This window comes from Vibrio nereis NBRC 15637, assembly GCF_001591105.1.
GTDB classification, from domain to species: Bacteria; Pseudomonadota; Gammaproteobacteria; order Enterobacterales; family Vibrionaceae; genus Vibrio; species Vibrio nereis.
The window spans coordinates 301,627-321,702 of record NZ_BCUD01000001.1; the positions used below are offsets into that span (position 1 = coordinate 301,627).

Here is a 20,076-nt window from a genome sequence, read left to right on the forward strand (position 1 = left end):
TGTTAATACGCTTCAAAATCTTGCATCAGTTGCCTTGGTACAATTGCTCTAACACGCCGTTCTATTAGACTTTATTATTCTATTTGTTATTAAAATAAACGCATGAAAACTAAACTTCTCCTGGCGTGTTTATCGTCACTCCTGTCTGCTTGTGGCGGAGGGGGCGATTCAAGTGAAAATACATCCACCTCCAGTGTTGTGACAACAGACGTGCAAAAAGCGGTAATGTCTGGAAACGCATCACTAGTCAAAGATTCCAACCAGTTTGTTGAAGAAATTGAACGTCTTAATAGTCGTCATGTGGCGGCTTCAAATGCCATAAAAAAAGCTATTAATGGCGGAGCTCAATCATTGCATTGGGATCCAACACACGATGCCGCTTTGTTTTCTCCAACCTATGGGTTCAATGATAGCATTCTTAACACTAGTCGCGCAGTGGAATCTGGCTATAGTGATCAGTCGCTGTCTTTGGGTATTGCTGGAGAGTATGGAACCAATGGCCGCTATGTCTTACTAGGTAGCAACCCGTTTAGGACCAGTTTACGTTTTCCAAATAGCGTAAACGATCAGATGAACGATTGGCTGAGCAATATGGTGACGTGGTTGACAGCAAAAAGTGCCGATGAAAGTAAGCAGATTGTCATTGCACAGATGGATCAGTCCTATTATTTCCCTGATGAGAAAGCCACCAGGAAGTGGTTAGATGAGAAGTTCCCTGAGCGTGTAAGTTACAACTTAGCCAATACGTGCGATGGAACTGCAATGAATCGTTGTATTGATGCCCAGCCTGACTTATTGATTGTGTCGCAACACTTACGTGACAGTGACACACTTGATGAGGTAACGGCTGCGATACAAAGAGCGGAACAACTTGAAATCCCCATTTTGTATCTGCAGTGGGACGGAACCATGACGCAACTTGGAGACTGGATTTTATCTCGCTTCCATGTCGATTATGTCGGGGACAACTATTGGAGAAAGCTAGCTGTGGATGGCTGGAATCCGAATCAAATTTTGGATTTTACGCCTGAAGAGATAAGTACCCAACTTGCATTCTTGGCCAAGTTTAGATATCGAAACTTCAATGTTGATCTATCCAACTGTGATAACAGGTCCTGTCCAGAAGATGCCAATATGGATAGTGAGTTCTACTCACCTGTGAATAGCATCAGCCTCCGGGTGACTGAGCTTGATAAGCAGAAAATAGATTTGTTCAAGCAAGCTGATTATGAATATGAGAAGTTGATGATATTGCTGGCAGATCACTACCGTCAGAGTGTTACTTTCCCAATGGATAAAAATGCAACGGATATCAACGTATTTTTACGCTCTTACTTTTCTGATTACATACAGTACAACAGTCGTCACAGCAATCCTGCTCAGCGTGATATGGGGAACTTTAGCCGTAGTGAATTCGGTGAGGAGATCCGTCGGGTTGATAAATTGGTGACGATGGAATCGAAGAGAAACTTTCGCTCTGCTGGTGTCTACGCGCTGCCAGGTGAGACATTCACCGTCACAAGAAAAGACACAAATAGTGTGACGACTAAAATTGTAGTGAACAGTTTGCGCAGTGGAGCGACACACGAATTCTACGAATATGGATACAATCGTCCCAAATTTGTCACTTCTAGCGCATATGAAGTGGAGTCAGGTGAAACCATCACTCTAACTTCAGCATATGGTGGCCCGATACACGTTTATTTCGATCAAAATGATGTAGAAGTTCAGCTTCAGTTTGGTCATATCGCGCAACACCCAGTCTGGAGAAATGAAGCGAATAATCAAGTCTTTACTGAACAGCTGGAGGCGAATCAGTTTGACTGGGCAGAGTTAATGACACCAGGTTTTGAGGTTCACTCCAAGCGAGACAAAATGATTGAAAGTGTTTCAGCCTGGGATTCTCCCGCAGCTATGGCAGAGGCTACTGAGCGCTATATGCACAATTTTCCACATGCTCTGGCTGGTTTTAAGGGGCCAGGGATAGATGTCATCAGCGATATACAATCACTGGCGACGGAAAAAGGATGGGAAGTCGAAAACATCGATATTGTTAAGCATATGAATGCTGATCAAGCAACCTGTGGTTACGGGTGTTCGGGTAATCCTTATGATGCTTACTGGAGTTTCAATCCAATTGGGCATGGAGATCTGCACGAGTTAGGCCATGGGCTCGAAAAATCGAGGTTTAGATTTTCTGGCTGGGTAGGGCATTCTACAACGAACTATTACTCCTACTATAGTAAGTCTCGCTATTATCAGGAGACTGGCATCGATCCTAGCTGCCAATCTCTGGACTTTAAACAGCAGTTTGATTTGTTGCAGCAAAGTCGAGAACAAGCTAACCCTAGTGCTTACATGGCTGAAAAATCAGAAACGGGGTGGAGTTGGGGAGCTAGAATTTATATCCAAATGATGATGCAAGCACAGCATCAAGGTGTGGTCGACAGTGGCTGGCATTTATTAGGTCGACTCCATTTGATTGAGAGAGAGTTTAAGCGATTAAAAGCATCAGAAGAATTATGGTTAGAGAGAAGAGGGAGCGTTGGTTTTAGTGGTTATTCATTGGCTGAAGCAAACTCAATTTCTAACAATGATTGGTTGCTCATTGCGTTAAGTGTGGTGACGAACTTTGATATGCGAGACTATTTAAGCATGTGGGGCTTTAGTTTTTCTGATAAAGCACAAAATGAGGTTCTGTCGATGAATCTAGAAGCGATGCCGTTACTCTATTTTGCGTCAAGCAACAGAGGCTACTGCAAGGCTGAGTTTGCCCAACTTCCAGTACCTATAGATGGTACGACTCCTTGGCCGTTGTAGATACAGATTTAAAAACTAATAAGGGAGACATTGATGTCTCCCTTTTACCATCGGAAAATTAACTCAGAATGATTAGTATTGTACCCGCTAACGTCATTAAAATATTGGCTATGGCGTATGTGCCAGCGTATCCCAGTGCTGGAATGGTTGACTTGGCATAGTCATTAACAATGTCCATTGCGGGCGCACAGGTTCTTGCCCCGATGATTGCGCCAAATAGCAGTGCCCGGTTCATTTTTAGCATATATGCACCGACGAGATACGCAATCGCGACAGGGACAACACTCACTATGAACGCTAGGCCTAGAACTTGAATGCCGACTTGAGACAGGTGTTCAAACATCTTCCCGCCAGCACTTAGTCCAATTCCAACCATAAAAAACATTAAGCCGAGATCTTTGACCATATTTAATGCGCCTTGCGGCACGTAACCAAAAGTCGGGTGATTGGCTCTTAAGAAACCTAGCGTAATTCCCGATAACAGCAGGCCAACTGCATTACCTAGGCCAAATGACACTTGGCCAAAGGTCATTGTAATCAGGCCAAAAACGATCCCTAGAATAAAAAAGCTACAGAATGCTAGCAAATCCGCCATTTGGCTGTGGATAGAGATAAAACCGATTCTTTCTGCTAAACCATGAACACGACTTTTCTCGCCACTGACTTGTAGAACGTCACCTTTGGCGAGCACAATATCTAAGTCCATCGGCATTTCAATTTGTGCACGAACCACTCTGTTCAAGAAACAGCCATATTCAGAGAGGTTTAGATCAGAAAGGCGTTTGCCAGCGATAGCATCGCTTTTTACTACGATCTCTTCTTCAACTACCCGTAAATCGAGCAGGTTTCTATCAAATACTTCTTTGCCGTTTCTAAAGCTTGGATCAAGTCTAGCGTGGCTATCTGGGAAGCCTACCAGCGCGATTTCATCGCCTTCTTGTAAAATTGCATCACCATCAGGGTGTGCAAGAATACCGTGGCGACGCACTCGTTCAATGTAGCAACCCGTTTGGCGATAAATACCCAGTTCACGCAGGTTTTTGCCGTCAATCCAATCGATAAGCTCTTTGCCGACGCGGTAGGCTCGTATGATGGGTAAGTAAACTTTACGTTGCCCTGAGTTGCCTAGTCCACGCTCTTGGGCAATCTGTTCTGCTGAGTCAGACAAGTTCTGCTTCTGCAATTTTGGCATGAGCTTAGCGAACATAATCATACTGATAAGTCCAACTAAGTAAGCCATTGCATACCCCACCGACAAATTCTCTATAACCAGAGCAAAATCCATATTCCGTGGGATAGTTGTCAGACCGGAGCTAATAGCGTCTTGAGCGCCAACAAGGACTGGTGTTGATGTCAGTGCACCAGCCATCATACCGGCAGATAAACCAAAGCCTAAATCTAGGTAATGGCTTGATAAATAAGTAATGGTCAGTGCTGTTGATAAAACAACCATACTCAAGATGAAATAGTGCTTACCGTCTCTGAAAAAGATACCAAAGAAGTTAGGTCCAGCCTCGATGCCAACACAATATATAAACAGCATAAAGCCAATTGTTAACGCATCAGCATTAAAGGTAAATCCAAGGTGGCCCATGATTAGCGATGTAACAAGTACGCCAATAGAATTGCCGAGTTGCATATTGCCAAATCGGATTTTCCCGATGGCTAAGCCGATGGCGAGGACTACAAAAATGAGAAGAATAGGGTTTTGTTCAAGTAAAAGTACGACGTCGATGTTCACAGGTGGTTTTTTCTGTGCCGGAGAGAAAGTTAAGTGGAGCGAATTGTATCTGAATGAGACAAAATGAATAGTGAAAATTTTTAGAATTTACCATTACTTTACGTATCGCATTGCGAGATGACGGGGAGCTCACTCGTTGCATAGATTGCTTTGAAGAGTAAATATCAATGATGGGGTTACGAAAAGTAAAAAAGCCGCTAAAAGCGGCTTTCTATAGGATTACATGATATTACTCAGCGAAAAGGCCTAGGTGCTCTTTGGCGTAAGCTTCGAATTCATCACAACCGCCGATATGTTCTTGATCGATAAAGATTTGAGGAACAGTTTCTACTGGTTTACCTACAGTTTTCTCTAGATCTGCTTTTGAAATACCTTCAGCGTGAATATCAACGTAGCGGTAGTTAAAGTCATCACGTTTCTCTTTTAGTGTTTCAGCGTGCTCTTTTGCACGGACACAGAAAGGACAAGCAGGGCGACCAAAGATAACTACGAACATAAATGTTTCTCCTTTAATTTGTTAATTGCCACTATGCCCGAATCAGTGTCGGAAATAAAGAAGCAATTACCTGTTGCTTTGATAGGTGAAATCTATTGGTGGGAAATTGATCGGCGGAGGTCGGTGGGTGAGCTAAAAATGCCCAAGTAGAGTGGAGTGAAGAACAAAAAAGGAGCACTGCTTGCTCCTTTTTTGTTTATATCGGAATGTTTAAAACTGTGAAAGCTTATCGTAACGAGAATCTTTCAATGCGTCTTTTACACGCTTGAGATTCTCACGGAAACCTGTGCCTCGGCGTAGAGTAAAGCCAGTAGCGAGAACATCGATAACTGTCATTTGAACAACACGACTAGCCATAGGCATATATACGTCAGTGTCTTCCGGTACATCCAGCGAGATAGAAAGTGAACTTGCCTTATCTAGTGGAGAATCCTTGGCAGTAATCGCAATGACCGTCGCCCCGTTTTCACGAGCAAGGTTTGCAATTTCCACTTGGCTTTTAGTGCGGCCCGTATGAGAAATCAATACGATCACGTCATTATCCGTACAATTGATACAACTCATGCGTTGCATAACAATGTCTTCAAAACAAGTAATCGGAATATTGAAACGAATGAACTTGTTTTGTGCATCCTTAGCGACAGCAGAAGATGCCCCCAAACCGAAGAAGGAGATCCTTTTCGCTTGCGTCAATAGATCAACTGCGCGGTTGACTTGCATTGCGTCTAAGCTATTTTTCGCCACATCTAAGCACGCCATTGTAGATTCGAAAATCTTATGGGTATATGCATCTGGGCCATCGTCCTCTTCAACGTTACGGTTTACGTAAGGTGTTCCGTTAGCCAAACTTTGCGCAAGGTGTAGTTTGAAGTCTGGGAAACCTTTGGTATCCAAGCGGCGACAAAAGCGATTAACTGTTGGCTCACTCACATCAGCCATTTTTGCGAGTGTAGCAATACTAGAATGAATGGCCGTTTGTGGGGAGGCCATAATAACTTCAGCGACCTTACGCTCTGATTTACTGAAGTTCTCTAGATTTTTCTGAATTTTTTCTAATGTGTTCATAGTGTTCACGAAGGTATAGAGAACAACTTGCTGGATATACCAAATGATTGAAATCTTGGGGAAACAAGCTGTTTCCTAAAAGGCAATAACTATCCAGCGCCATAAGGCCAGTATAAACCTAAGCCAAGGCTTTACTGTAACTTTTCCGTTCTTCAATTGGTGATAATATGACAGGCCTCAACTAAATTTTATAAAAACTACACAAATCTTTTAATTTGGGTCGCAGTAATCGAGGTTGAGGTGCCTGTTTTTTGGTCTACTTACATTTCTTAAGAAAGAAACTTTCACGCAGGTGTGACTTGCTTCACAAGGTAATCTATTCTTGCCATTAAGTTTGGCGCTTGGGCTGCAATGTGTCGCTGCTCTTCTAAAACGGAATTCAATATGTCTTGACCGGTCAGAGGGTTGGCTAAAACCACTCGGAAAACGATAGTGTTGAGCCTATCCCATTGACTAGGATTAAGGCGAGTTCGAGACACAAAAGACTTGCCCGTTTCACGCTGCCGCTTTTGGATGAACTTAGTCCACTCATTAAGTAATTCATTAAGTTCTGCTCGTTGCTGTTTGTTTGCAGCCGCGAGTGCTCGCTTGATGTGAGGTGGAAGATAACGGTACGTGAGCAAGCACAGCTCTGGCTCAGAAACGAGTTCGAAATCTGGTTGTGTTTTGATTAACTCGGCAAAGTATTTAGCTTTTTCAATACTTTGATCTATCAGCAATTCGTATCCTGGGCGGCTGATGATATGCATTGCAGCATAAACGAGCATGGCCATACCGGAGCGAGAGCCTTCTAGAGTATGACTTCCTAGATCTTTCGAGCCTTTACGCAAAATGTATTGCGCGTGGTGCTCAATCGATTTCATCGCTTCAGGATTTTTAAACAGCACCATCCCTGCGCCCATTGGAATATATAGCTGCTTATGAGCATCAATGGTAACGGAGTCTGCAAGTTCAGTGCCCGCTAATAAATGACGATAGTTGTTCGACATTAGCGTTGCACCACCCCAAGCGGCATCGACATGAAAATGGCAATCTTCTTGCTGACAAATAGCAGCAATCTCTTCTAGAGGGTCGATAGTGCCTGTTTCTGTTGTGCCAGCGACACCAATCACTGCGAAAGGCTTAATGTTTTGCTGTTTAAGTTCTTTGATGCGGGCTTTTAGAGACTCGGGACAAATACGGTTATAGGTATCCGTTTTTATGGCGACTAAGCCTTCTTGACCAATGCCTAGTACATCGGCTGCTTTTTTAAGGGAGTAGTGCCCACGCTCGGAGACTAATACGGCTAATCCTTCGTAGCCATAGTGATTCATCGCCTTAAATAAGCCCTCTTTTTCAACACCCTTAAAAGCCCCGTTTGCTTTTAAGGCGTTGTTACGAGCAACCCAAAGTGCAGTGATGTTAGCAATAGTCCCGCCAGAACAAAACGCGCCTAATGAATGGTTGGCACTGTGCATCCATTTTGAGTAAAAGGCATCATCTTGACGATAAATTAGCCTGTGTAGCATGCCCAAAACTTGTCTTTCTAGCGGAGTAAACGCTTTAGATGTTTCTATTTTTACCAAGTTTTGGTTTAGGGCGATCATTATCTTTGACAATGGCATCAAAAAGTAAGGGAGTGCCGACGTCATATGACCGATAAAGCTTGGTGCAGAAGTATGTACAGAGTGGGAAACTAATGTATCGAGCAGGTGCTGGGTATGGTCTGAAACAAACTCAGGTTGCTCGGGGATCGAAGCATTGGAGAAGTCTTTCTCAATGTCGACTAATGGCTTTTCTTCCGCGACGATATGTTCTCGCAAAAACTGGTTTAAGTTACGCGAGAGTTTTTCTTCAATTTGGGTTAGCGTTGAGTCTGGCCCTTCAGGTACTGTGAAGATACGAAGAAGACTCTCGAAACTCACATCAGCCGTTCTATGTTCAGATACCATACAGCTATTTTGCTCTAATCATTTTTGTTGCAAGCGGAATAATCTAAACGAAAACGGGAACAAAGTCCCGTCTTAAATGATCGATTACTAGTTTGAACTATCGATATTTGCCCACTAACTGGTTAAAGTTAGTGCAACATACCTTAATCACAACTGATCGCTTCTAGTTTGCTAATAGCTTGGTTATAACGTTTGAGGGCGCTATCAATTTTTGTCGGGTGACTGAGTAGATCCGCAAAAGCTGAGCGTAGGTCGTAGTTGTTCTCGTGTGGTTTCGCTTGGCGATCATTAAAGGTAACTTTAGCAAGTTGGCCAAGTTCATCACTTCGTGAAGCAAGTGTCTTGATGTCTTTTTGTTCCAACTGAAGCCACGCTTCAACAGGCTGCTGCGTTGCTACTTTAGTTAAGTCATGCTCCAGGTAATAGTGAACAGCAGCACGGTTAAGCTCAAAGTGATTTTTCCGGCCTTCTAGGAACCATTCACTCACTTCTGTGAGATCTGGGTATTGCTCTGACGTTAGTTTAGTAAGGTCTTCATACCAGTGTACTGAAGCATCGATATATGCGTCGTATTTCTTGGACAGGCAGGTATTGTCTGCAGCCGTAGCCACAGTAGAAGAAGCACCGAGCAAAAGTGCAACAATCAGGCGTTTCATAATGAATCCTTTTGAAAAATATAATTATAATTTGGCAGTTATATTAGCACTCGCTAAAGTGTAATAAATTGCTGTTGCTTAATATAGTGAATTTAGACACAAAATCATGCGATCTAGCCAGCAAGAGAGACAAAGAAAAGCATCATGACCGGCACAAGTAGGCTCAAAATGAAGCCGCTGACGATTGCTATAGGCACACAGCGTACGCCACCTGTGGTTTGAATGACAGGTAGAGTGAAGTCCATTGCGGTCGCGCCGGCGTAACCAATCGCTGTACAAGGGCGAGTACGAATAAAGAGGGGGATGAGTACAAGGGCGATCAACTCACGCAATAATTCGATCATAAATGAAGCGCCTCCGTACACTGGCCCGAATGCATCACCCATTAAAATACCAGCTAAAGAATACCAACCAAAACCGGACGCCATTGCTAGCCCGCGGTAGATGTCTATATTCAGGATCAGTGCCGCGATCGAACCTCCGACCATTGAGCTGCAAATAACCAGTAACGCGATCACCATACCATGTTTGTTGAGCAAGATTTGCTTGAGTGTAAGGCCACTATTACGCAGCTGAATACCAATGAAGAAGAGCAGCAGGAATAGTATCCACTCACTCGCTGTATCTACCCAACTGAGATCTAGCGGTAACGCCAATCCGATAAGGAGCCCACCGCCGACTACTAAAATGAGCTTGGCTGATTCTAAAGCCATGCTCGACAAAGGTAGTTTGCTGTGCGCATTGTCTGTTTTTATGGGTAATAGTTTGTCGATCAGAGGAAGAACGGCGAGGTTGGCCAGCCCAAGGCAGAAGAAAAAGACCGCCGTGAACTTGAGAATAAGTTGGAGGTTTTCGCCGAGATTATCGAGCGCAGCCAAACTTAACCCCATCAACGCAAGAATGACGTAGATGAGATTCGAAGTGGTGGTGTTGATTGTTTCGAGTAAAGATTTTTTAGATATAGAGATTAGATACCCCACGACGAGTGGGGCAAAAATAAATAACATCCCTGAAAACATGGTACATCCTGTGAGTTATAAACCGCTTGCGCTAATTAGTTCATCCAGTTGCGCATTAAACTCAATATCACTTAAATTGCTAAGTTTGTACAGTACATCTGCACCGGTTACGTCAAACTTTACAACATGGTCATCGATATTTTCGTCCTGACGGCGGAACATGAGGATATGGTGCGCCATTCTTGCCACATCAAGATAGCTAACCTCGTCTAGAGATTGTTGCAGAGCCTGGTTGGAAGACACTTCAAGAAAGTCGTTATCGAATCCCCAAGTATCTAATACGAGATAGCTGGTATCTGAGCAGAGGCGTTCAAAAACCATAAACGCGATGTCTTCTGCTAAGTAGTTGCCATTTTCGAGATAATGATGGTACTCACTGACCAGGCAGAATAGACCGATATCCGCCAATAAACCAGTAAGCAGTGCTTTTTCAGGCTCAAGGTTATTGTATATAGGAGAGCCACTCTCTTTAAAACCACGTACCACCATAATCATGGTTGCAGCGAGCTCGCGGGAGTTAAGTGCACTGTCTGCAAGTATTCGATTGCAAGTGTGGCTGAGGTTGACGGAATGCTTGAGTTGCTCGATTGCTTGTGCGGTGACGATATCTCGCACACGTAAAATGCCCAGACGAGATACAGCCGTCATCACATCAGTGCAGGTAATGTTTCGACGATTAAAAATCACGGAATTGGCGACTCGGATGATTGTAGCAACCAAGCTCGGGTCTTCTAATAGAGTATCTGCTACATCTGAAACTGAAGTGGTTTCTTCAGTACAAAGCTTCTGTATTTTAAGAACCACTTCAGGAATAGGTGGTAATGCAATTTTCCTATTAGAAACCGCGTGTTCGATAAATTGAGAAAACTCAGATTCAATACCTTTTAGGAGTAAATCTTTATTCTCGGGCAGCCAGTAAAAAGATAAGTGGTTCATAGATACTAAATAGTTGAAAAGACAGTGTCAGTTTACCGTTTCTTTAATGTCAGAGGCAATGATTTGATTCCATAATATCGATGCATTTAAAGGGATTTTATGTAATTGAGTTTATTGTCAAATCTAGTTTGTCTAATGGGCTTAGATGAACTATTTCTCCACTAGTATCTATTTTGTTTGTTGCAGTGTGATCTATGCACAGACTTATTTCGTTCGGTAAACTATTATCTAGCCAATATTTGATTGGCCAATCATTTTTAACACATATTTTAATAGTTTAACTTATACATTTTCGCTTAAAACTGCTGCTATCTGGTGATCATACATAATCGGGGTTTGATGATTTGAAGGATCAATAGATATGACAGAGCAATTATTTATACAATATGTAAGTAAATTTGGTTCATTCCAAAAACGTTCTATGTTTGGCGGAACAGGACTGTTCCAAGATGAAGCTATGTTTGCTTTACTTAGTGCGAATAAAATCTTTATCAGAGGTGGGGACCAACTAGATAAAGAACTGACGCAGTTAGGTTGTGAGAAATACCGTCACGTAAAAAAACAAACCACAGCGACGGTTAATTATTACGACATCACTGAAATGTTTGAAGCACGCAATTCTCGCCTTGATGAGTTATTGCAGCAGTCTATCGACTTTTCAGTCTCTGAAAGAAATTTTAAACGTTCAGCAGCAAACCGTAGGCTTCGCGATTTACCCAATATGCAACTCACTTTAGAACGTATGGTGAAAAAAGCTGGCATAGACGATGTAGAAACATTTCTTGAGCTAGGCGCACCAGCCGTTTTTAGTAAAGTAAAACAGGCTTATGGTAATGATGTTGACGTAAAACTTCTGTGGAAATTTGCTGGTGCAGTGGACGGTGTGCATTGGAAACTGATCCAGGAACCTCGTAAACGTGAGTTACTAGACAGCTGCCAATAAAGCTTAGCTATCAGCTCATTGGTGAATAGTAGTTGGCGAATGCGAGTGATTCAGCAAGTTACAAGTGCGTGAGATAGATTAGATAAAAAACCGAGGTGCTTTTCGAAGCTACCTCGGTTTTTTTATTGTTTACTGTACAGTGCTGATTAGAACTTGAAGCGAGTAGTGAACATCAATTGATCATCGTAGAAGTCGTTGATTCGCGCTTCAACACCGATTGAGAAAAGCTCTGTTGAGTGGAATCGTGCGTACACTGAGCCCAACCAATCATCGTTATCTTCGATAGAAACGTAGCCTGCTTTACCACCAACTTCTAGCTGAGGACCAAGCCATTGGCGAACGCCAAGGTTTAGCTCTAAACCAGTATCTGAGCCACTGGTGTATGATGTGTCAACCATGCGGAATAGCATTTCACCAGTAAAGTCTGCCCAGTTGTTCACTGGAGCATGGAAACCAAAACCTGCCGCTGCGTCGTAATCGCCTTCAAATTCAGAATCAATACGGCCGATAAAGTGTGCATTTGGGTGTACAGACATACTCAGTGCCGTACCAAACGTTACTGGACTCACACCAATACGAGCTTCTACGTAGTCGTAGCTAAAATTGCTCATTACTGCTGGGCTATTTTGGTCGTACTGTTGTGCAAAAGAAGAACCAGAGGCTAGTACTAGCGCTGTAGCTAAGATTGTTTTACGCATGAGGACAATAAACCTATTTCTTGTTAATTTTTGGTCTTTAGCGGAGATACGCTATGACGAAAGTGACAACATGATAATTCATCATAGCGATGGCCTCTATAGAAATGTCATTGTTTTGTCTTGTTTTACAGAAAAAAAGAATCAATTGATTAATATATTGGCTTATTCACCAAAATCCATTCGGTGTTTGGCTAACGCTTCAAGTATTTTTTCGGTATTTAGCACAGAAGCCCAAGGCATAAGGTTAGGTTCGTTTTCAATCATGTACTCAGTCAATTGGGACTTTACAACGGCTCGCAGCTCTTCACCTACCCATGGTTTTGCAATGTAAAAGTCTAGACTTGAATGATTGACGGCTTCGACAGTGTCTTCTAAGCCAGCTTGCCCAGTTAACAAGAGCTTTCTGGTCGGCTTGGTTGAGGAGGCTTCGTTCAGTTCGATTAGAAAACTAATCCCGGTTTGGTCAGGCATAATATGATCGCAGAGAATGAGTGCGAGTTTCACTTCATCTCGTTCTGCGTCAGCAATGATTTCTTTGGCTTCTTGTACCGACTCCGCGGCTTCCAATAAAAAATCTTCTTCAAAACAGTCGAGGTCCTGAATGACGCTATCAAGAACCTCACGTTCATCATCGACACATAAGATAAGGTATTTACTCATTTCAGTTTCCTCGTCGTTATTGTGATTGGCTTAAAGGAAGCCAAACTGACATTCTTGTGAATTGACCCACTTCAGAATTCACCGTTATACGTCCGCCATGTTGGTGAATAATTTGCTGGCAAACAGAAAGCCCTATACCTAGCCCAAAGTTTCCTTCTTTCTTGGTGGAAAAGTTGAGTTCGAATATTTTTTCCTGCAGTTCTTTCGCAATGCCCAGTCCGTTGTCTTCGAATGCAACAACTACCCAGCCCTTGCCATCTTGGTGCTTTTCTTCTGTTTCAATGAGTAAGCGGCCTTTTTCTGGGAAGGCATCAATCGCGTTAGAAACGAGATTTGTCCAAACTTGCTGTAGAGCAATCGGCAGGCAACGAATGGGTGGGAGAGGGGAATATCGTTTATCTACTTGATGAAATTTTAGTTTGTTTTCGAAAATGACTAGGGTGTCTTCGATGCCTTCGTGGATATCGACGGTTCTGAATCGCTCATCGTCAGGGCGAGCGTATCCTTTTAAGCTTTTTACCATATCTGCAATTCGCTGAGCGCACACATTGATAGAGCGCAGTGTGGCACCTGCGACATGGTAATCTGCTAACCGCTCCAATTGATTGGCGATGTCCGGGTCTTGGTTAAGCACTTTTTCCAACCAAACTGAGTTGTCCTCTAAACCCAGTTTGACGAGCTTCTTGGCAATGCGCCGGTCACCAATTTTCTGCGCAGCTGATTTCACTAGTTCCCTTTCAAATGCGGTAGAGCGCGGCTTAGATATGAGTGCGTTGTTTAATACGTCCACCGCTTCACTCCCTGCTTTTATGTCTGGGAGTTGTACTAAGGTTTGGATTTTGTTCGTTAGTGTTTCTGTGCCACGTAAAATCGCTGCTATTGGATTGTTAAGTTCATGGGCGACGCCAGCTACAAGTTGGCCTAGCATGGCCATTTTTTCTCTTTCAATCAGTTGCTGTTGTGCCGATTCAAGGGATTCTAGCGTCTTTTGCAGTTCCAGCTTGGTGGTAATACTGCGTTGCAAACGGCGGTTAAAGTGGCGCAACAGTAAATTGGTAAACAAAGGCAATAGGGAAGTGTTCGAGTGCATAACTTTGGCAAAAACTTCTCTATCTAATTTAATCACTTCCGTTTCTGAAAGGGTGAGGGCGGTTGAAAATGATGGCTCACCAGTCACAAAAGACATTCCGCCGACAATATTACCTTGCGTGTAACGTACGACTTCTCGCTGGGTGCCAGTTTCATCTTTCTTATAGAGCGCAACGTCCCCTTTAGTAATAAACCACAAAAATCGGTTTTCCGCGCCTTCTTCAGTGAGCAAATGCTCGGGTGAGTATCGCCTACAGGCGCGAGTTTCATCTTTATCAGCGAAAAACGCGAGGAGCGAATCGGTCACTTGCTGAGCCAGTTCGCGATCAGAAAGTTTGTGGTGGTCGGTAATGAAGCCTTCACGGTAGCTACGCATTTTCTGGTCTATGTGAGCGCGCAGAAGTCGTTGTTGATCCAGTGTTCTGCTGTAGCTGATTAGATGATCTTTATCGTTATCTAAGATAAAGGTGGTTAGCTCTTTCTGAACCGTTTTGTGAACTAAATTATCTTGAAGCGGTTTCGTTAAGCAGTGATCAAGTCGACCATCATTCACCGCGGACAATATCGCCTGAATGTCTTGTCCGCAACTGATCAGGATCTTTCTGGCTTGCTGCGTGTGTTCCATTTTGTCGAGCTGGATAAGAAAGTCCGCACCGTTAAAATTTTCATGGTGACTGGCGATGACAAGTGCGACGGATTGCCTTTTCTCCGAACAATACTCCAGAACCGAGTTGGCCTCTTCAATAGAGTCGGTCGCGTATAGGTCGAAACGGCTAGAAAAAGATCTTAGTTCGTTTCGCAATTGTTCTATGCTTACTGGATTATTATCTACACATAATATGGCGAATTGATTCACAGTGGCGTCGCTTTCAATGTAAACACTTGAAAGTACTCTAGCAGGTAAGTCATTACGTTATTGAGAGCTAAGTATAAGAATCTTGGTGGATTCGAGGAATGAAGACAATACTCTGATATATCTCAATGTTTTTTGATGTAAACTGGCTAAAACACTCAAAGAAGAAAGCAATATGCACCAGCTAAAAAAAATCGGCGCTATTGGCGGCGCTGTATCTCTTGCTCTATGTTGGCCACTTGCCGTAGGGCAAATTGGTCACAACGTGATCAGAGATGGCATTTCACACTTAAATACTCAGTCAGTTCAGGCCGAAATTATTCAATATGATCGTGGTTACCTCTCATCAGAAGTTAAAACACGCTATACAGTGACAGATCCAGATTTGGCACAGCAGCTAGCCTTAGACGGCCTCCCTAGTGAGTACGTAGTGAGTAGTCATGTACAACACGGGCTGATCACATTAAAGGCTACGTCCGTATTAGAAAATATGGATGACCTTCCGCTAACGTTAAGCACCGTAACTCAACTGAATGGCAACACAGATTACACCTTAAAACTGGATAACTGGCACCAAGCAAATGATGGCGCCATGATGTCTATGACTCCGTCAGAGTTAAAAGGCCATGTTACTGTGCTTGGTGAAATAACTTATGACTTAACGATCCCTTCTGTTGAAGTTGACTTCAACTCGGGTGAAAAGTTCTTGCTCGCTGGGATTGAAGGGACTGGCGATGGTCGAATTCAAAATGGTTTCTGGCTTGGTAGTCAAGATGCGACGATCGCTGATATGTCATTGCTAGACACGTCACAAAGCCCTATCGTCGCGATGAAAAATGCTCAGTATCAGTTTTCATCGTCCCTAACAGAAACAACAGAACGAGTAAGTAGCCAGCACGTTATTGGCATTGAGGCTCTAGAGACGTCACAAGGTAATGTTGATAATTTCGCAATGGATGTGGAGTTCGGTGACCTTGACCAAAAATCGTTCGAGTATCTAGTGAACTTGTACAAAGACAACCCGCAGTTGACGCCAGAACACATCGAGAGTGCAATTCCGTATGTTGACACTTTATTTGCCAAAGGTTTTCACCTAACGATGAATAATTTGTCGATGACCTTAGCTGAGAAGGGGCAATTTGAGAGTCAGTTACGTGTTGCTGTACCCGAAGGGACAAAAAACATTACTCAGAACCCAGATGCCATCATCCCAGCATTGACGGGTAATGTGGATACTTATGTCTCTGATGAACTATTACTGCAATTTCCTATGATTAGCGAAGCGGTAGAAGAAGCGACAACCAATGAATTCATAGAGAAAACAGAACAAGGTTATCAAGTGAAAGCCGAGATAAAAGGTGGAAACCTAATCTTTGAAAATGGTCAGAAAATTCCTCTGATGGCATTACTGTTACCTGTCATGATGCAGTAATAGTTACTGTTTTTCGTATTTAACAAGAAATGAGGTTCTAAGACCTCATTTCTTGCTTTTTATACATATCAAAACATGGTATTAATCCACAAGTTCTCAATTAAAGCATGAGCAAGGAAAGTCGGAATGGATAATATATATAACTTTAGCGCTGGACCAGCAGGGTTACCGAAAGCGGTTATGGAAAAAGCGCAGGCTGAGTTTGTTGACTGGAATGAACTTGGCACGTCGGTGATGGAGATCAGCCACCGCAGCAAGGAATTTATTAAGGTTGCAGAAGAAGCAGAGCAAGACTTGCGTGACCTTCTCAATATTCCTGATAACTATAAAGTACTATTTTGCCAAGGTGGTGCTCGTGCTCAGTTTGCTGCCGTTCCTTTAAATCTTCTTGGCGGCGCTAAAAAAGCAACGTATATCGATGCGGGATATTGGGCTGAAAGTGCCATTGATGAAGCGAAGAAGTATTGCGAAGTTGATGTCTTTAACGCAAAAACTGAAAAAGAAGGCAAGAGTGCTGTTTTGGACGCGTCTGAGTGGAAAATCGATCCAGATTCAGCTTATGTACACTTCTGCCCAAATGAAACCATTGATGGTGTCGAAATTTCTGAGTTGCCGGTTACTGATAAGCCTATCGTAGCCGACATGTCTTCTAATATCCTGTCTCGTCAGATTGATGTTTCAAAGTACGGCGTAATTTACGCGGGTGCACAGAAAAACATCGGCCCAGCAGGCATTTGTATCGCTATTGTTCGTGATGACTTGTTAGGCCTTGCTCACGAGTTATTGCCTAGCTTCATTAGCTACAAGATCCTGGCTGACAAAGACTCGATGTTCAATACACCGCCTACGTTTGCATGGTACTTATCTGGTCTGGTTTTCAAATGGCTAAAAGAGCAGGGCGGTGTGGCAGCTATGGAGCAAATTAACCGTGAAAAAGCGGAAATTTTGTATGGCCACATCGACAATTCAAACTTCTATAAGAATGACATTCACCCGCAAAACCGTTCTCGTATGAATGTGCCTTTCCAACTGGCAAAACCAGAGTTAGATGCGTTGTTCCTTGAACAGGCTGCAGCTCGTGGTTTAGTGGCTCTTAAAGGGCACCGTGCTGTGGGTGGTATGCGCGCGTCAATCTACAATGCAATGTCGGTAGAGGGTGTAAAAGCACTGGTTGAGTTTATGAAAGAATTCGAAGCAAATAACGCTTAAATTTCATACTCGATCTAAACACTAAAAAAGCTTAGTCCATTAGGGCTAAGCTTTTTTGTTGTATAAAGAAAAATCGCAGCGTTTGCTGCGATTCAATCTAGAAGTTAACGGCGTTTTGGCTTGCGTCCTGCCGCTGGCTTGTTGCTTGGTGCTGTTGGACGTCCACCTTGGCTCTTACCACCTTGTTTATGTGCTGGCTTGCCTGAACCATTAGCGTTTTGACCAGCATTGCCGCCATTCGGTTTACGGTTGCCCGGTTTGTTACCAGGTTTGCGTCCAGAACCATTCATTTTTTCAAAACCAGGTTGGCTCTTCGTATGTTTGGTCGCAAAACGGTGTGAACCGTGACGGCCTGACTTACGGCGCTGTGCTGGGGTCAGTGCATCATTATCTTCTGCAGGAACCAAGCAGCTCGGCTTATCGCCGATCAGGTGCTTTTTACCCATGCTGATCAACGCTTCACGAATAATTGGCCAGTTGGCAGGATCGTGGTAGCGAAGAAGCGCTTTGTGTAAACGACGTTGACGATCGCCTTTAGCGACAGGTACCTCTTCACGTTTCTTGTATTTGACACGTTTTAGAGGGTTTGTTTCCGAGTAGTACATCGACGTGGCATTACACATTGGCGACGGGTAGAAGTTCTGAACTTGGTCACACTCGAAGTCGTTTTTCTTCAACCACAGTGCCAAATTGAGCATGTCTTCGTCTTCTGTGCCTGGGTGTGCAGAGATAAAGTACGGGATCAGGTACTGCTTTTTGCCCGCTTCTGCGCTGTACTGTTCGAACATTTCCTTAAAGCGATCATAAGTACCCATTCCTGGTTTCATCATCAGATCCAGTGGGCCTTTTTCAGTATGCTCCGGAGCAATTTTCAAATAACCGCCAACGTGGTGAGTTACGAGTTCTTTTACATACTCTGGTGACTGAATTGCCAAGTCATAACGTACACCCGACGCGATCATTACCTTTTTAATACCTTTCACTTTTCGTGCGGCGCGGTAAAGATCGATCGTGTGCTTGTGATCCGTATTGAGCTTGTTACAGATTCCAGGGAACACACAAGATGGGCGACGACAGTTAATTTCGGCTTTAGGATCACTACAGCCTAGACGATACATGTTGGCTGTAGGACCGCCCAAATCTGAAATTGTGCCAGTAAAGCCAGGGACCTTATCGCGGATCTCTTCAAGCTCGTTAAGAATCGACTCTTGAGAACGGTTTTGAATGATTCGACCTTCGTGCTCCGTGATAGAACAGAAAGAGCAACCACCAAAACAGCCACGCATGATGTTGACCGAGGTTTTAATCATGTCGTATGCCGGGATCTTCGCTTTTCCATACATCGGGTGCGGAACACGTGCGTAAGGAAGGCCAAACACGTAGTCCATTTCTTCCGTTGTGAGTGGAATAGGAGCTTGGTTTACCCAAAGCTCTCTATCGCCGTGGCGCTGGATAAGAGCGCGACCCGAGTATGGGTTTGTCTCCAGATGCATAATGCGGCTTGCATGAGCATACAGAATGCGGTCGTTGTTTAGTTTTTCAAACGGCGGCAAGCGAACGGCGGTCGTTTTAGCGTCATGGCGAGAAGGACGAATGGTGATCGGCTTTGCATCAGTTTCTTCTGCTTTCGCTTTGGTATCGCATTGCTCTTCCACCACGTATGGGTTAGGCGGAATGAAAGCTTCTTTACGTGGCTTTTCGATACGCGAAGAATCAACAATCTTATAGTGTTCCGGTTCTGCCGGAAGGTTTACCGCAGTACCACGAATGTTAGTCATTGTGGAAATAACTTCGCCATTTGCCAGGCGGTGTGCCACTTCAACAAGGGCGCGTTCTGCGTTACCGAATAATAGAATGTCTGCTTTTGCGTCAAACAATACAGAGCGGCGAACTTTATCAGACCAATAATCATAGTGAGCCAGGCGGCGCAAACTTGCTTCGATGCCACCCAAGACGATAGGTATACCTTTGTATGCTTCACGACAACGCTGAGAGTACACCAGTGTCGCGCGATCTGGTCGTTTACCACCTTCATTATTGGGTGTGTAAGCGTCGTCATGACGAAGTTTTCTGTCTGCGGTGTAACGGTTGATCATTGAGTCCATATTGCCAGCGGTAATACCAAAAAACAGGTTTGGTTTACCTAGCTCCATGAAAGCATCTTTTGTATTCCACTCTGGCTGAGCGATGATACCGACTCGAAAACCTTGTGCTTCAAGTAATCTACCGATGATGGCCATACCGAAGCTTGGGTGATCCACGTAAGCATCGCCCGTTACGATAATAATGTCACAGCTATCCCATCCGAGGGCATCCATTTCCTTGCGGTTGGTTGGAAGAAAAGGTGCAGTGCCAAAGCACTCTGCCCAGTATTTCTTATGCTCATGAATAGGAGTAATTTCGCTGTACATATTTTGTTCTCTGTTTCAAGGAGCGCGAATTATAGCGGCTTGTAGCCTAGGTATCTACCTCAACATATCCCTAGTTTGTTTAGGTTATTTCTTCTTTGCAAAGCCACTCGATGAGAA

General features: G+C 43.7%; 15 protein-coding genes. 4 read left to right on the forward strand and 11 right to left on the reverse strand.

Annotated elements, in window-relative coordinates; all coding sequences use genetic code 11:
* The first annotated feature begins 102 nt into the window (after window positions 1-102).
* Window positions 103-2,820 (forward strand): ImpA family metalloprotease, encoded by a 2,718-nt coding sequence (locus VNE01S_RS01365; protein WP_053395641.1) that lies wholly within the window; start codon window positions 103-105, stop codon window positions 2,818-2,820.
* Between the two features lie 58 nt (window positions 2,821-2,878).
* Here the strand turns inward: VNE01S_RS01365 and VNE01S_RS01370 are convergent, their stop codons facing one another.
* The 7 genes from VNE01S_RS01370 to VNE01S_RS01400 all read right to left on the reverse strand — a co-directional run bounded on the left by VNE01S_RS01370 (window position 2,879) and on the right by VNE01S_RS01400 (window position 10,664).
* On the reverse strand, window positions 2,879-4,561 hold the full coding sequence (locus VNE01S_RS01370) for an aspartate:alanine antiporter (protein WP_053395640.1): 1,683 nt from the start codon (window positions 4,559-4,561) through the stop codon (window positions 2,879-2,881).
* 229 nt (window positions 4,562-4,790) lie between these two features.
* Window positions 4,791-5,057 (reverse strand): GrxA family glutaredoxin, encoded by a 267-nt coding sequence (locus tag VNE01S_RS01375; RefSeq protein WP_053395639.1) that lies wholly within the window; start codon window positions 5,055-5,057, stop codon window positions 4,791-4,793.
* Between the two features lie 210 nt (window positions 5,058-5,267).
* Window positions 5,268-6,122 carry a MurR/RpiR family transcriptional regulator gene (locus VNE01S_RS01380; protein WP_053395638.1) on the reverse strand — a complete coding sequence of 285 codons (855 nt, stop codon included), beginning with the start codon at window positions 6,120-6,122 and terminating at the stop codon, window positions 5,268-5,270.
* 284 nt (window positions 6,123-6,406) lie between these two features.
* Window positions 6,407-8,053 (reverse strand): pyridoxal-dependent aspartate 1-decarboxylase PanP, encoded by a 1,647-nt coding sequence (panP, locus tag VNE01S_RS01385; RefSeq protein ID WP_053395637.1) that lies wholly within the window; start codon window positions 8,051-8,053, stop codon window positions 6,407-6,409.
* Between the two features lie 143 nt (window positions 8,054-8,196).
* Window positions 8,197-8,709, reverse strand: a complete 513-nt coding sequence (locus tag VNE01S_RS01390) for a hypothetical protein (protein ID WP_053395636.1) — start codon at window positions 8,707-8,709, stop codon at window positions 8,197-8,199.
* Window positions 8,710-8,822: 113 nt separating this feature from the next.
* Window positions 8,823-9,728: a LysO family transporter gene (locus VNE01S_RS01395; protein ID WP_053395635.1), complete on the reverse strand. Its 906-nt coding sequence runs from the start codon at window positions 9,726-9,728 to the stop codon at window positions 8,823-8,825.
* Window positions 9,729-9,743: 15 nt separating this feature from the next.
* Window positions 9,744-10,664 carry an HDOD domain-containing protein gene (locus VNE01S_RS01400; RefSeq protein ID WP_053395634.1) on the reverse strand — a complete coding sequence of 307 codons (921 nt, stop codon included), beginning with the start codon at window positions 10,662-10,664 and terminating at the stop codon, window positions 9,744-9,746.
* Window positions 10,665-11,025: 361 nt separating this feature from the next.
* Here VNE01S_RS01400 and VNE01S_RS01405 point away from each other — a divergent pair, with 361 nt between their 5' ends.
* Window positions 11,026-11,607 carry a TfoX/Sxy family DNA transformation protein gene (locus VNE01S_RS01405; protein ID WP_174522321.1) on the forward strand — a complete coding sequence of 194 codons (582 nt, stop codon included), beginning with the start codon at window positions 11,026-11,028 and terminating at the stop codon, window positions 11,605-11,607.
* A 146-nt stretch (window positions 11,608-11,753) separates the two neighbouring features.
* Here VNE01S_RS01405 and VNE01S_RS01410 read toward each other — a convergent pair whose 3' ends face one another.
* The 3 genes from VNE01S_RS01410 to VNE01S_RS01420 form a co-directional block, all read right to left on the reverse strand.
* Entirely contained in the window at window positions 11,754-12,305 is a 552-nt protein-coding gene (locus VNE01S_RS01410; RefSeq protein ID WP_053395632.1) for a hypothetical protein, read from the reverse strand.
* Window positions 12,306-12,467: 162 nt separating this feature from the next.
* Window positions 12,468-12,965, reverse strand: coding sequence for a response regulator (locus tag VNE01S_RS01415; RefSeq protein WP_053395631.1), 498 nt, complete (start codon window positions 12,963-12,965; stop codon window positions 12,468-12,470).
* Window positions 12,966-12,981: 16 nt separating this feature from the next.
* Complete coding sequence (locus tag VNE01S_RS01420; RefSeq protein ID WP_053395630.1) at window positions 12,982-14,910, reverse strand: ATP-binding protein; 1,929 nt, start codon at window positions 14,908-14,910, stop codon at window positions 12,982-12,984.
* A gap of 172 nt (window positions 14,911-15,082) precedes the next feature.
* Here VNE01S_RS01420 and VNE01S_RS01425 point away from each other — a divergent pair, with 172 nt between their 5' ends.
* On the forward strand, window positions 15,083-16,339 hold the full coding sequence (locus VNE01S_RS01425; RefSeq protein ID WP_053395629.1) for a DUF945 family protein: 1,257 nt from the start codon (window positions 15,083-15,085) through the stop codon (window positions 16,337-16,339).
* Between the two features lie 126 nt (window positions 16,340-16,465).
* On the forward strand, window positions 16,466-17,548 hold the full coding sequence (gene serC, locus VNE01S_RS01430; protein WP_053395628.1) for a 3-phosphoserine/phosphohydroxythreonine transaminase: 1,083 nt from the start codon (window positions 16,466-16,468) through the stop codon (window positions 17,546-17,548).
* Window positions 17,549-17,652: 104 nt separating this feature from the next.
* On the opposite strand, the gene VNE01S_RS01435 is transcribed toward serC, so the two are convergent.
* On the reverse strand, window positions 17,653-19,959 hold the full coding sequence (locus VNE01S_RS01435) for a YgiQ family radical SAM protein (protein WP_053395627.1): 2,307 nt from the start codon (window positions 19,957-19,959) through the stop codon (window positions 17,653-17,655).
* Window positions 19,960-20,076 lie beyond the last annotated feature (117 nt).

Coding starts and splice junctions, on each gene's coding strand:
- VNE01S_RS01365 (WP_053395641.1), top strand. CDS start 103: ATGAAAACTAAACTTCTCCTGGCGTGTTTATCGTCACTCCTGTCTGCT.
- VNE01S_RS01375 (WP_053395639.1), bottom strand. CDS start 5,057: ATGTTCGTAGTTATCTTTGGTCGCCCTGCTTGTCCTTTCTGTGTCCGT.
- VNE01S_RS01380 (WP_053395638.1), bottom strand. CDS start 6,122: ATGAACACATTAGAAAAAATTCAGAAAAATCTAGAGAACTTCAGTAAA.
- panP (WP_053395637.1), bottom strand. CDS start 8,053: ATGGTATCTGAACATAGAACGGCTGATGTGAGTTTCGAGAGTCTTCTT.
- VNE01S_RS01390 (WP_053395636.1), bottom strand. CDS start 8,709: ATGAAACGCCTGATTGTTGCACTTTTGCTCGGTGCTTCTTCTACTGTG.
- VNE01S_RS01395 (WP_053395635.1), bottom strand. CDS start 9,728: ATGTTTTCAGGGATGTTATTTATTTTTGCCCCACTCGTCGTGGGGTAT.
- VNE01S_RS01400 (WP_053395634.1), bottom strand. CDS start 10,664: ATGAACCACTTATCTTTTTACTGGCTGCCCGAGAATAAAGATTTACTC.
- VNE01S_RS01405 (WP_174522321.1), top strand. CDS start 11,026: ATGACAGAGCAATTATTTATACAATATGTAAGTAAATTTGGTTCATTC.
- VNE01S_RS01410 (WP_053395632.1), bottom strand. CDS start 12,305: ATGCGTAAAACAATCTTAGCTACAGCGCTAGTACTAGCCTCTGGTTCT.
- VNE01S_RS01415 (WP_053395631.1), bottom strand. CDS start 12,965: ATGAGTAAATACCTTATCTTATGTGTCGATGATGAACGTGAGGTTCTT.
- VNE01S_RS01425 (WP_053395629.1), top strand. CDS start 15,083: ATGCACCAGCTAAAAAAAATCGGCGCTATTGGCGGCGCTGTATCTCTT.
- serC (WP_053395628.1), top strand. CDS start 16,466: ATGGATAATATATATAACTTTAGCGCTGGACCAGCAGGGTTACCGAAA.
- VNE01S_RS01435 (WP_053395627.1), bottom strand. CDS start 19,959: ATGTACAGCGAAATTACTCCTATTCATGAGCATAAGAAATACTGGGCA.